This window comes from Streptococcus salivarius, assembly GCF_002094975.1.
GTDB classification, from domain to species: Bacteria; Bacillota; Bacilli; order Lactobacillales; family Streptococcaceae; genus Streptococcus; species Streptococcus salivarius_D.
In genome coordinates this window covers 915,671-929,103 of sequence record NZ_CP015283.1, presented here as the reverse complement: position 1 = coordinate 929,103, position 13,433 = coordinate 915,671, and the positions used below count along the sequence as shown (strand labels likewise).

Below are 13,433 nucleotides of genomic sequence, written 5' to 3'. Positions count from 1 at the left end.
CTCTGTGAAGACTCGCCTAGTACTGCGGGGACGAACCCACTTGCAAACAGTAGTCGTGCGGTTGCACAGGACGTGCATTTAGTCAACGTTACAATTCTATCATTTTTTCCCTCTAATGACAAGAGAAAAAGTTATTTTGATTATTCTTATTCTGCTCATTGATATTTAGCCAAGTAATGATTCCCCTACTCAACCCTTATACCATATTTTCCTAAGAAGGTCTTAGCTAGATCCTGCTCTAAATCAGCTAAACAAAGGCTCCTATCCGTTGTCAAAATTTGATAGCGTTCAGTCCCCTCGAAATAGAAGTGATTCAATAGCTGATAGCCATTTCGCTCATAAAATGCTAAACGTTTTAAGCGCTGATTACGGTTAGAAGCATCCTCCTCATCCATGGGTTCAATCGTAAGCACACACGGTCGTACCCCTGCTTCTTTCTTAACTTGTGCCAAAATCTGACTGCCATATCCCTGAGATTGTTTACTTTCCTCAACTGCAAGAAAAAGTAGGTAGACCAGGTTGCCAGTATAAATGGTATAGGTCAAGCCAACGAAGACTTCCTGATCAAAGTAGGCCAAGAAAGATTGTCCTCTTTTCAAGCCGTTCCAAGACAATTGCCAGAGTGGGAGACGCTCTTCTACAGGAAAAGCCACTTCATAAAGCGAAGCGACCTTCTTAAATGTTGGTGTCAGAGGATAAATGTTACGAACCTCTAATGTCATTTCCCTAACCAATAATCTTCTTATAATCTTCTGGTGTTGCTACATGAGCATGCTCACGTTGGCGATCAAGCAAGTGATTAAGGAAGTCACGGTTACCCAAGGCTTCTTTAAGCGTTTGCTTAAATTGACCAGCATTCATTGGTGAGAAGATATTACTTGGCGCGGTATACTCAGGACCATGGCTAGTGTTCGTAAAGGCAAGGATAAGCAAGTTATTTTCAAAGGCAGCACGTGTCGCTGACAAGATTTCATTTTGATGGTTAATATCCAAGTAGAAATCAGCTTCCTTATAAAGGCGCTTAACCTGCTCTGTCGTAATATTAGGGTAAAGGCTAACATTACTATATTTAGCCAAATCCATCAAGCGACTTGACATTTCTGTAATGGCCCCAACATGATAATGCATGGTAGGCACTTCACTGACAATGCTTTCCAAATGTTCAATCTGGTCTGAGTTGGTCAAGATAAGCGCTTGATTTTGGAAGTTGTTCTGACGGGCAAATGGATACATGAATCCAAGGAAGGCCACGCGAGAAGCCTGCTCTGGACTAACCAACTTTAGAAGATTCGTATAAGCTGTGTAATCTTGTACAACAATCTTAGTCTGACGATGGTTGCTCTCAAGAAGCAGACGCATATTCCCAGGAACTGAATCAGTGATAGGTTCTTGCCAGAAGAGAACGTCTTGACCAGAATTTGGAAGATTCATAGTTGTCAAGAAAGGTGTCGCCAATGAGTTGTATAGAATACGACTCAAATCATAACCAGCTTCTTTAAGATAGAAGACGACAAATTCAGATTTGTTTTTGAAAATGTAGACCTTGTCTTTCCAATTCAAGATAACGTCTTTAGTCAAATGGTTGATGACGATAACTTCCTTGTTGTCTGGAGTGAAATAGCTCGTAATGGTCGCTTCTTGCTTAACATTGTAGGTTGTTTGTGAGAAACGGTAGCCCTTGTTATTGTAGCGTTCAGTCACGCGCAAGCGTCCTGACTCATCATACCAGTCCACTGCTTTAACCAGACGTTGGTGAGCAGGATGCGCATAATGAATATGACCACGTTTCTTATCAAAACGGAAGATTTCCGCATTGCTATTCGTTCCTATAATTTCCCAGTAGTCAGGCACAGGGACCTGATTAAAGTAAAGTGCAGAACCTTGAACCTTGTCAAAACCAGTGAAATAAAGGTAGGGTGAGGTCACATCACTAGGCAGAAAGCCATCATCTGAAAGACAAACTGTTGTATTTACATAGCCAGCGACAATCAGTGAGTAATGGAGATCCCAACTACCCTGACTATAGTTTTCAAATAAATTAATCATGACTAGTCATCTCCTTTACTAAGTTAAGCCACTTCTGCTCGATTTCCTCTGTCAAAAAGCCTTTGGCAATATCATAAGAGACTTGATGAACATGATCCAAATCTGAGCGATTGAAGAAGGCTACAATTTTCTCTGCCAAGGCAGCCACGATAGCAGGCTCATCATCTTTTTCAAAACGAGGAATGAGGTACCCATTTTCATTATCCTTGATAAAGGTTTGGTTCCCATAACGAACATCAAAACCAATCATACCTAGACCAGATCCCACGGCTTCTAGAAGTGTCAAACCAAACCCTTCACTCTTAGAACCTGATAGGTAAAGTTCGTAGTCCTTGTAGACTTCTGTTAAGTCTTGGTGACCTTTAAGGTGGATATAATCCTGAGCTTGATTTTCCTCGATAATGGCCTTAAGTTTGGCTTCTTCAGCACCTGTTCCATAGATATCAAAGTTTACTTGCGGCAGACTTTCTTTAGCCTTAACGACAGCCTTGGCCAACCAGTCCACGTGTTTTTCATTGGCCAAACGTGAGGCTGTGATGATTGAGAATGGTTTACGCTCTCCTTCAGGCTTTCTCAGTTTATCCACACTTCCCACAGGGATGGTTCCGATATGAGGTGTAAATGGTGTGTATTTATTGAACTGGTCTAGCATAATGCTGCGTTGACGCTCTGTCGCTGTGATAAAGAAATCAACCTTATCTGCATTGCTGAATTGGTACTCGTAGAAGTTATTCCATAAAATAGTCTTGTCTGTCACAGCATTTTCACTAAAGTGCTCTGCATGAACCACAACCCCAAGCTTAGCAGGTTTGGTGTTACGGAAAACAGCTTGTCCCGTACCAGTTGCACGGTCCAAGATGACGGTATCTTGGTCAGTTAGACCAAGTTGAGACATGAAGTAGGCGATAAATTCATGCTTAGATGACAAAATCTTATCTGGAAAACGGAAGACACTATCCTTACCATCAACAATTTCATCATAAGCAACACTACCATCCTCATTGAAGAAACGGCGTTGATAGAGGTGAGCCTTATTGTCTACCGGTGTGTAGTACTCCGTGAACATCTTAGTATAAGAGTAAAAGTCTTTACGGATTAAGCAACCACGCGATACTTTTTCCACACGGTGAACGATGTCTTCACCCTCTTTACGCAAGTAGGCTGCATAGAAGATATCTTCCTTGGCACAAAAGAGCTTAACCACTTTACCATTAATCTCACGACGCGTGATGTCATAAGGAATTTCCTTTTCCAAATCCTTGACCGTATAGGTCGTTGGAGCAATTTTTAGGTCTGTAAAATAGCTGTAGAGCCAGATGATATCTTCATCCGCAAACCCCATGTTACGGGTCAAATCAGAAAGATTGTCCTGCAAGAACATATCCATAAAGACAAATTTGGCCTTAATACCTGTGTTTTTGAAAATTGTAGAACGATAGGCCTGGGCGTACTCAACACCACTTGATGCCCAACCGATTCCTAAATTGATGTTATAAACAGTCATGTATTTTCCTTTCTGGGTAAAAGTTCAACATCGACATTTCTTTTTCGACATACCTAACTCTAGTAGCAGCTAAGCACTACTATGTTAGTACTGTATCCTCCTAGACTAGAGCAAGTCTTCGATAAGTGTATCCACTTCGTCTTGCGCCTCTTCAATAGGTGTGATTTCAGTCACCATGATTCCTGCAACCGCACGTTCAACCAAGGCGTCAACATCCATACGACGTTCATATTGTTCGACATTTTTGATTTTTGGATTAGTCTTTGGACGGTCAGGTGCAAAGATAGTACAGCAATCCTCAAAAGGTTGGATGGAGATGTCAAAGGTATCAATTTTTTGTGCCAAATCAATGATTTCCAACTTGTCCATAGTGACAACTGGACGAATCACTGGCGTACATGTGACAGCATTAATCGCCTGCATAGACTCCATAGTCTGACTGGCAACCTGACCAAGACTCTCACCGTTGATAATCACAAGGCCTCGGCGTTCTTCACGAATGCGGTCAGTAATACGCATCATGAAACGACGGGTCAAGGTCATCAAATAAGCTTCTGGCGCTTTTTCTTTGATTTCCTCTTGAATTTCAGTAAATGGTACTTCGATGAACTGAATATTACCACCAAATTTAGTCAACTTACGGGTCAAATCTTGAGCCTTTTTAAGAGCTCCAGGGCTAGTGTAAGGAGGACTTGCAAAGTGGACAGCTTCAATATCTACGCCACGTTTAAGGGCAAGATAGCCTGCCACTGGCGAATCAATCCCACCTGAAAGCATGAGCATTCCTTTACCAGCAGTACCTACAGGTAGACCGCCTGCTCCTTTGATTTCCTCGTGAGAAATATAAGCCGCCTCAGCACGAATTTCTACCTTAAGGTTGACATCTGGTCCCTTCATCTGAGCCTTAATGTCAGGCAATACATCAAAAACTGCATTTCCTAAAGTAAGATTGAGCTCACGACTGTCGAGAACAAAGTCATGGTCACTACGTTTAGCAGTTACTTTAAAAGTAAGACCATCACGATAGAGTCCAGTCATAATGTCTTGAACAGCTTTTTTCAAAACCTCGACATCTTTTTCAAACTTGTAAACAGGACTAAAGGCTTGAATACCAAAAATTTGCTTCAAAGACTCTGCTACTGGCTCGTAGTCTGTATCATTGAGGTAGATATGTCCACGGTCTCGATCAAAAGTCACTTTAACTTCTGGATAGATGGATAGGACATCTTTAATATTATTTCTAAGTTTATTGATAAAGCGCATACGGTTCTTGCCCTTAGTAGACAATTCACCATAGCGAACCATAATTTCTGAATATGTTAGTGTCATTCCTTTTCCTTTTAAATGTGAATTTAGTTTTATTGTTTAATCGATTAAATCTTGCTATCTCACTTTTTGTGTCTTGGCGTAGACCTGCTTGAAAATCGTGAGGAACTGTTCCACCTGTCCCATATCATTGTCATCATCAAGACTGATACGAACAGCTGTTTGAGCTAACTTAGTCGGTACACCCATAGAAATAAGGGTTCCCGCTGGTTTACCCGCCTTAGATGAACATGCTGATGTCGTTGAAATATAGATTTGATGCTCTTCAAAAGCGTGGACAATAACTTCACCTCGAACACCCTTGATTCCAAAGGTCAAAATATTGGGAGCAAAGTCTTCACCCTCACCTGAGAAAATAGTAATATCCTCGTACTTAGCCAATTCGTCAAAGATAATCTTTTTCATCTTGGCAATTTTAGGAAGAGAAAATTCCTCTTTGTCAGTGACCAAGCGCAAGGCCTTGGCCATACTCGCAATCCCAGCAACATTTTCAGTAGTTGAACGAAAATCTTTTTCTTGACCACCACCGGTTAAGAGTGGCGTAATCTTTTTCCCTGCCTTTTTGTAGACAAAACCGACACCACGAACAGCATGAAACTTGTGACCAGAAAAAGTTGCAAAATCTACACGATCAGTTAAATAGGACGATACTGGAATCTTTCCAATAGCCTGGACAGCATCCACATGGAAAGATATGGTAGGCTCATTAGCCAAGAGATCTGAGATGGCTTGAATAGGTTGGATTGATCCGATTTCATTATTAACAGCCATAACCGAAACCAAGATCGTGTCAGGGCGTAATAATTCAGCAAGAGCTTCAACATCCACAAACCCTTGCTCATTTACTGGTGCATAAGACACCTCGAAACCATGCTCTGAAAGCCATTTGGCAGATTCTTTTACCGCAGGGTGTTCAATATCAGAAACAATGATGTGTTTGCCGTAAGGCTCTTTTTCGAAAGCTACACCTTTGATGACCCAGTTATCACCTTCGGTTCCTCCAGACGTAAAGAAAATCTCATCGGCTGATTTTCCAATGAGTTCCGCAACTTGCTTACGAGAAGCCTCCAAAATACGTGTCGCAGATGTTCCTAATTGGTGTAGGCTGGATGGGTTCCCAAAAATTTTAGTAGCCACTTCTTGATAGGTTCTAAGTGCCTCTGGATAAGGCACCGTCGTGGCTGAATTATCAAAATAAATCATGATTTTTCCTCGATTTTTATTTACTATTTATTATAGCATAATTTTTTTAGCAATTTTTGCGAGAAAATCATATAATAGAAAGTACGAAATATTTTTAAGGAGAGCATCATGTCTGAAAATTACTCACGCCGTAATCATTCATCAAAAGAAGAAAAAAAATCTGCCCCAAATGTGACTGAACACGTTACAAAAGGCTTCACTGCCTTCCAAAAAGTCCTTACTGCCGTCGGGACAATTTTGTCAATCATCGTGGCTTCAATCACCATCATGAATTTCACAGCCTCTAAAAATAAGGACACTTCTGATTCATCAGCCAATCAATCAACTGTAGTCATCAAAGAAGGCAATAATAAGACTCAAGAATCAAGTGCTACCTCATCTAGTTATGGCAATGCGACTGATTCAGAAACAGAAACAAGTAGCCAAGCAGGAACTAACACCTATTCGTCATCTGCAGATACAACAAAGGGTGGCAATACGACTACCTCTTCATCAGTAGCTACTGCAGATACAACATCTGGCAATGCGACTACTGGTGGCGCAACAACTGGTGATGCCGCTTCTAACTAAAACATATAAAAGGCTAGGAAACCCTGCCTTTTTTCTATAATCCTATGAACTATACAGAAACTCTAAATTTTATCCATTCTTTCAAGGGCAATGGCCGTCGCCCTCAACTCGAACGTATGCGTTGGCTCTTGAAACAAGCCGGAAATCCTCAGACTCACTTTCCAACGGTGCATATAGTCGGGACCAACGGTAAGGGATCAACAACTAGCTACCTACAAAATATCCTAATAAAGTCAGGCTATCAGGTCGGGACTTTCACCTCCCCTTATATCACTCGCTTCAACGAACGTATTAGCATTAACGGCACAGAAATCCCTGATAAAGATTTGATTAGCCTTGTTGCGAAAGCTCAGGTTCTACTCGATGATTTAGAAGAGCACACTGCTTTTGAGCGACCAACGGAATTTGAATTGGTCACCTTACTCATGTTCCTCTACTTTGACCTTAAACAGGTTGATATGGCTATCATTGAAGCTGGAATTGGTGGACGCCTTGATTCGACCAATGTTCTTTCGCCAGAGCTTGTCATCTGTACTTCGATTGGCTTTGATCACACTGAGACCTTGGGCGATAGCCTTTTGGACATTGCCAATCATAAGGCAGGCGTCATGCGAGAAAACACACCTATCTTACTTGGTCGTGTCTCTGCAGAAGTTGAACATTTCTTCAACCAAAAATCACATGACCTACAAGCTCCTTTAGCCATCATTGATAGGGAAATTCAGCTGCTTCCGAAAGACAATCGAACGATCCAAATTTCTTATGACCATTGGGAAAGTCCAAATCTTAAACTTCCAATGTTAGGGCAGCATCAAGAAAACAATGCTGGGCTAGCTGTCACTGCTGCCCATATCCTAGCTCAAACATTTTCTAAGATTACCGATAAGAGCATCCAAGAGGGGATTGAAGAGACGCATTGGCCTGGTCGTAGTGAGTGGATAGGAAATAACATTTATCTAGATGGTGCTCATAATCCTCAAGGAATTGCCAGCTTAAAGCAGGTACTAAAAGATAACTTCGCTAATCGTAGGGTACACATCCTCTTTGCAGGACTTAGACGAAAGCCTTTGGCAGACTTACTAGAGGAATTGAAAGATTATGATATAACGGTAACCAGCTTTGACTTTTTTGAGGCACTGCCCTTGAATGACTATCCCAAAGACTTCAAACGTGTAGCCGACTATAGAGACTGGCTAGCACAAGCTGAATCAGCAAATCCTGATGACTTATTTGTTGTCACTGGATCTCTTTACTTTATCTCAGAAGTAAGAAACTACTTAATTAAATAAAATAAGGCCTGAAGGCCTTTTTTATTTAGACAGTCTATAGCTTTACACAAAGTGTAGGCTGCTATTTGAACACAAAGAAAAGTCTGAAACTCTCAGTTAACAGACTTCACTTTTCTATCGCATCGTTACAAATTCTTCTGAACCTGTTGGATGAATGGTTTCCATGGCCAAAAAGGCTATGGAAATTCGCAAGGGAATCCCTTGCGATTACTTTCAATTGAAGCCATTCAGACACAAAGAAAAGTCTGAAACTCGCAGTTAACAGACTTCACTTTTCTATCGCATCGTTACAAATTCCTCTGAGCCTGTTGGATGAATGGCAACCGTATTATCAAAATCAGCCTTAGTTGCTCCCATCTTAATAGCCACAGAGAAACCTTGAATCATCTCATCAACACCATAGCCAATACCGTGAAGACCGATGATTTTTTCATCCTCACCAAGCGTTACTAATTTCATGGTTGAAGGCTGACGATTGTCTCCAAGGGCCGTATACATTGGTGTGAAACTAGATTTATAAACCTTAATATTCTCTGCACCATACTTAGCGATTGCTTTTTCTTCAGTCAAGCCAACAGAACCAATAACTGGATGGCTAAAGACCACGGTGGCTACATCAGTGTAATCAAGCTTAGCATCAGCTTTATTGTTGAAGAGTCGCTCTGACAATTGACGTCCAGCCTTGACTGCAACTGGTGTCAAATCAAGTTTACCAGTCACATCGCCAAGGGCATAGATTCCAGGAACAGATGTATTTTCAAACTCATCCGAATAGATTGTTCCTTTTTCAGTCAATTTAACACCTGTCTTTTCAAGACCAAAACCAGAAGTGTTGGCTGCGCGTCCAATAGCCCAGATTAAGCAATCAACTGTAATCGTCTCTCCATTATCAAAACTAATGGTTAAGGAATCATCTGCATTCTTCACTACCTCTGTCGCATTAGCATGCGTATGGAGGGTTGGACCAGATTTAGCCATTTCATCAACTAAAACATCAACGATATCCTTATCAAAGGTACGCAATGGACGATCTTTACGCACAAAGAGGTGTGTGTCACTTCCAAGAGCGTTGAGAACACCAGCAACCTCAACAGCGATGTAGCCAGCACCAATGACAGCTGTACGTTTTGGCACCTCATCTAGCTCAAAGAAACCATCGGAGGTAATCCCATATTCACTACCTGGAATGTTTGGATAAAGGGCGTGACCACCAGTCGCAATAAGGATATTGGGTGCTGTATAACGCTCACCCGCTACTTCAACCGTATGAGGGTCAACAAATCTTGCATACTCGTATACACGTTCAACGCCATTGTTATCAAAACCACGCTCATAAGAACCATGGATACGGTCAATATAAGCCTGACGATTGGCCTTAAGCGTTGCAAAATCAAACTTATTAAACGTCACATCAAAACCGTACTCACCTGCATAACGGTGAAGGGTTTCAGCAACCTGAGCACCATACCACATGACCTTTTTAGGCACACAACCTACATTGACACAGGTACCACCGACCTCTTTTCCTTCAAAGAGAATCACCTTAGCACCATGCATGGCAGCACGATTGGCACTGGCAATACCACCAGAACCGCCTCCAATGACAATATAATCGTATTTTTTTACCATATTTTACCTCTTATGTTTCTTTATACAGCGTATTAGCTACTAGTTAAGCCATTTCTGCCTATACTTTATCATAAAATAGGTACCCTGACAAAAATCTGCTACGACACAAAAAAACAATCCCGTCACAACGAGATTGTTTTGTCATATCTTATTTATCAAGTGGTTTGCGGAGGAATCCGAAGAGGATACCTGATACCACAGCACCAATCAAGATGAAGAGAAGGTAGAGAAGAGCATTTGATGTGAGGGCGATAACGAAGATACCTCCGTGTGGTGCCATCAATTTGATTCCTGCCATACCTACAAGAGCACCTGTAAGAGCTGAACCGACGATAAAGCTTGGGATAGCGCGTGCTGGATCAGCTGCACCAAATGGGATCGCACCTTCAGTGATGAATGAAAGTCCCATAACAATGTTTGTCAAACCAGAGTTGCGTTCTTCTTCAGTAAATTTATCTTTAAACAAAAGTGTTGCTACAAATACTGCCAACGGAGGAACCATACCTGCCGCCATAACTGCTGCCATAACTACTGAACCACCTGAAGTTACTGTTGCTGCGAGAGTACCTGTACCAAAGACATAAGCTGCTTTGTTGACTGGTCCACCCATATCCACTGCCATCATACCACCAACAAGGAGACCAAGTAGTACGGCTGAGCTTCCTGACAAGCTTGACAAGAAGTTATTAAGACCAGTATTAATTGCTGCCATTGGGATATTTACTGCTAACATCAAGAAACCAGTAGCAAATACACCAAGAAGTGGCAAGAGCAAGATAGAACGGATTCCTTCAAGGGCACGTGGAATACCTGCCAAGAGTTTACGAAGAACAAGGATAACACCACCTGCAAGGAAACCACCAACAAGAGCTCCAAGGAAACCAGAAGATACGCCAGCAAGGGCAAGGGTTGCTTTACCACCTGAAGCAAATGGAACACCACCAAAGGCTGCACCACTTGAAGCAATAGCACCAGCTACGAAACCTGATACCAAACCTGGTTTTTCAGCGATAGAGTAAGCAATGTAACCTGCAAGTACTGGAAGCATAAAGCCAAAGGCAGCGCCACCAATTGCCTTGAATTGAGCAGCAATTTCATGGTAAGAACCAAGTTGTGACAATTGATCTTTAGGAACACCCATGATTTGGTCAAGCAAGAAGGCAAGCGCAATCATGATACCACCACCGATAACGAATGGAAGCATTTGTGATACCCCACTCATCAAGTGTTTATAGAAGGCACCACCAAGGCTCAATTTCTCACTTGATTCTTGAGCAGCTCCAGCATTTTCGGCATGAAAGACTTCAGCCTTACCATCCAAGATGTTTTGGATTAATTCTTGAGGTTGACGAATACCTGCAGCGACTGGTTTAGAAAGCAATTTTTTACCATCGAAACGTGCTGTTTCAACTGCCTTGTCTGCTGCTACGATAACACCTACAGCCTTACTGATTTCTTCAGCAGTCAAAGGTGTTCCGACACCTGAAGCACCGTTAGTTTCAACACGAACATTGACACCCATTTCTTCACCTGTTTTAATTAGTGATTCTTCAGCCATGTAAGTGTGAGCAATACCAGTTGTACAAGCTGTTACAGCTACGATAAGTGGTTTATCGCTTGAAGCTGCTTCTTTAACAGCTTGTGCTTTCTTAGCTTCCTCAGCTTGTGCTTCTTCTTCACCCGTATTGAAAGCAGCAATCACTTCATCTGGAGAAGTCACCTTACGCAAACGATCTGCAAAACCATCTTGCATAAGGTATTTTGACAACTCAGCAAGTGCTGCCAAGTGAGTGTCATTTGCTCCTTCTGGAGCAGCAATCATAAAGAAGAGGTCTGTAGGTTGACCATCAAGTGATTCGTAATCTACACCTTTATTAGATTTAGCAAAAAGTACAGTTGCTTCTTTTACTGCAGCATTTTTGCTGTGTGGCATAGCAATTCCATCACCCAAACCAGTTGATGTTTGTGCTTCACGAGCCATAATACCTGCTTTGAAAACATCAAAGTCAGTCACAACACCATTGTCAACCAAGCTGTTAATCATTTCATCGATAGCAGCTTCTTTTGTAGTTGCTTGAAGGTCAAGCAACATTACTTTTTTGTTCAGTAAATCCTGAATTTTCATAGTTTTTCTACCTCTACTTTATTGTATGTTTCTTTAATAAATTCAATTGTCGCTAAGTCATCTGAGAAAGCTGTAGATGTTCCACACGCTACCCCCCACTTGAGAGCCTCAATCGGATCACCCGATTTAACAAACTCACCAGTGAAACCAGCAACCATCGAGTCACCCGCACCAACAGAGTTTTTAACTGTTCCCTTGATTGGTTTAGCAAAGTAAGCAGTCTCTGGTGTGACCAGCAGAGCTCCATCGCCTGCCATTGAGATGATAACGTTCTGTGCACCCTTAGCAAGGATTTCACGCGCATATTTTTCAACATCAGCCAAACCATTAAGTTTGACATTGAAAATAGCTTCTAACTCATGGTTATTCGGTTTAACCAAGAGTGGTTGGTAAGCCAAGGAATCAAGCAAGGTTTGACCTTCAAAGTCACAGACAACCTGTGCACCCGTTTCACGCACTAGTGGAATCAATTTGTTATAGACCTTATTTCCAAGATTGCTTGGTGCTGATCCAGCAAAAACAACCACATCATCGGCACTTACACTTGAAAGAACTGCTTCCAATTCAGCCAATTGATTCTCATTAATGACAGGTCCTGCACCATTAATTTCAGTTTCTTGGTCAGCCTTGATTTTAACATTAATACGTGTGTCTTGATCCACTGCTACAAACTTGGTTTTAATGCCCTCTGCATCCAAACCATCTGTCACAAAACGTCCTGTAAAACCACCGATGAAGCCCGTTGCAGTATTATCAACACCTAAGCGTTGCAAAATACGACTAACATTAATACCCTTACCGCCAGCGAACTTATCATCACTCTCCATACGGTTAACTTCACCAATCTCTACTTTATCGATACGAACAATGAAGTCGATTGATGGATTCAGCGTTACAGTATAAATCATACTTCAATAACCCTCGTTTTCTCTTTTAATTCTTTTAGGAGCTCTTCTTCCGAAGCATTTGTAATTATGGTTACTTTTTCAACCTCAGCTACCTTAGCATAGGTAATCTGACCAAGTTTAGAGGCATCAGCTAGAACATAGGCTTTTTGCGCATTAGCTATAACCGTCCGTTTAATAACTGCCTCTTCCATGTCTGGTGTGGTGAAATAATTAGCATCAACGCCATTAGCACCAATGAAAGCACAATCAAAATTCAGTTGTCTGATTTGCTCTTGAGCAGTACTTCCAATAGAGGCATCTGTTGAATGTTTAACCTTTCCTCCAACAATCCTAGTGCTAACACCAAGATCTACCAACTTAACCGCATGATGGATAGAATTAGTCACAACCGTTACCTGACGATTGGCCAAATGTGGAATCAAAAGTTCATTTGTTGTACTAGCCTCAAGAAAGACGACATCACCTTCCTTAATCAAATCGACAGCATAACCAGCTAACTGAGCCTTTTCTTTAACGTTTCTAATAGCTTTTTGACTATTGGCAATTTCTTCCTTTAGACCATGAATGCTTTCAGCACCACCATGAACACGCTTAAGTTGGCCATCTGCCGCTAACTCGTCCAAGTCGCGACGAATCGTCGACTCGGAAGTATCACTTAACAAAACAGTTAGGTTTTCCAAAGTGACAAAACCATCTTGTTTCAACTGAGACAAGATAATCTGCTTACGTTCAGACTTTAGCATAATCTCTCCTTCTGTAATCGTTTACAAAATCTATTATACTCAATTTTTAATAACTGTCAACTAAAAACAGTCAAAAAAAATCAAAATATT

Annotated in this window: 11 protein-coding genes and 1 other annotated feature (1 of these 12 cut by a window edge); of the genes, 2 read left to right on the top strand and 9 right to left on the bottom strand. The window is 41.5% G+C overall.

Features of this window, described 5'->3' with window-relative positions; genetic code table 11:
- Positions 1 to 73, bottom strand: a sequence feature (ribosomal protein L21 leader region) (it extends 2 nt beyond the left edge of the window).
- 112 nt (positions 74 to 185) lie between these two features.
- The 5 genes from V471_RS04845 to V471_RS04825 form a co-directional block, all read right to left on the bottom strand.
- A complete protein-coding gene (locus V471_RS04845) occupies positions 186 to 722 on the bottom strand; it encodes a GNAT family N-acetyltransferase (protein WP_084871508.1) in 537 nt (178 codons plus the stop codon).
- A gap of 4 nt (positions 723 to 726) precedes the next feature.
- Entirely contained in the window at positions 727 to 2,046 is a 1,320-nt protein-coding gene (gene gtfB, locus V471_RS04840) for an accessory Sec system glycosylation chaperone GtfB (RefSeq protein WP_084871154.1), read from the bottom strand.
- Entirely contained in the window at positions 2,039 to 3,550 is a 1,512-nt protein-coding gene (gene gtfA, locus V471_RS04835; RefSeq protein WP_084871153.1) for an accessory Sec system glycosyltransferase GtfA, read from the bottom strand. The genes gtfB and gtfA overlap by 8 nt, the downstream gene beginning before the upstream one ends.
- Positions 3,551 to 3,655: 105 nt before the next feature.
- A complete protein-coding gene (thiI, locus tag V471_RS04830; RefSeq protein ID WP_013990113.1) occupies positions 3,656 to 4,879 on the bottom strand; it encodes a tRNA uracil 4-sulfurtransferase ThiI in 1,224 nt (407 codons plus the stop codon).
- Between the two features lie 54 nt (positions 4,880 to 4,933).
- The gene (locus tag V471_RS04825; protein WP_013990112.1) at positions 4,934 to 6,079 is read right to left on the bottom strand and encodes a cysteine desulfurase family protein; all 1,146 of its coding nucleotides are present in this window, start codon (positions 6,077 to 6,079) and stop codon (positions 4,934 to 4,936) included.
- A gap of 108 nt (positions 6,080 to 6,187) precedes the next feature.
- On the opposite strand from V471_RS04825, the gene V471_RS04820 reads away from it, so the two are divergent.
- Positions 6,188 to 6,649, top strand: coding sequence for a DUF6556 family protein (locus tag V471_RS04820; RefSeq protein WP_013990111.1), 462 nt, complete (start codon positions 6,188 to 6,190; stop codon positions 6,647 to 6,649).
- Between the two features lie 44 nt (positions 6,650 to 6,693).
- Positions 6,694 to 7,938: a bifunctional folylpolyglutamate synthase/dihydrofolate synthase gene (locus V471_RS04815; RefSeq protein ID WP_070847449.1), complete on the top strand. Its 1,245-nt coding sequence runs from the start codon at positions 6,694 to 6,696 to the stop codon at positions 7,936 to 7,938.
- A gap of 276 nt (positions 7,939 to 8,214) precedes the next feature.
- Here V471_RS04815 and gorA read toward each other — a convergent pair whose 3' ends face one another.
- The 4 genes from gorA to V471_RS04795 all read right to left on the bottom strand — a co-directional run bounded on the left by gorA (position 8,215) and on the right by V471_RS04795 (position 13,343).
- Positions 8,215 to 9,567, bottom strand: coding sequence for a glutathione-disulfide reductase (gene gorA, locus V471_RS04810; RefSeq protein WP_084871152.1), 1,353 nt, complete (start codon positions 9,565 to 9,567; stop codon positions 8,215 to 8,217).
- Between the two features lie 148 nt (positions 9,568 to 9,715).
- Complete coding sequence (locus V471_RS04805; RefSeq protein WP_002885474.1) at positions 9,716 to 11,692, bottom strand: PTS fructose transporter subunit IIABC; 1,977 nt, start codon at positions 11,690 to 11,692, stop codon at positions 9,716 to 9,718.
- On the bottom strand, positions 11,689 to 12,600 hold the full coding sequence (gene pfkB / locus V471_RS04800) for a 1-phosphofructokinase (RefSeq protein WP_084871151.1): 912 nt from the start codon (positions 12,598 to 12,600) through the stop codon (positions 11,689 to 11,691). Before pfkB ends, V471_RS04805 begins: the two co-directional genes overlap by 4 nt.
- Positions 12,597 to 13,343 carry a DeoR/GlpR family DNA-binding transcription regulator gene (locus V471_RS04795; protein WP_045769284.1) on the bottom strand — a complete coding sequence of 249 codons (747 nt, stop codon included), beginning with the start codon at positions 13,341 to 13,343 and terminating at the stop codon, positions 12,597 to 12,599. The genes pfkB and V471_RS04795 overlap by 4 nt, the downstream gene beginning before the upstream one ends.
- Between the last annotated feature and the right edge of the window lie 90 nt (positions 13,344 to 13,433).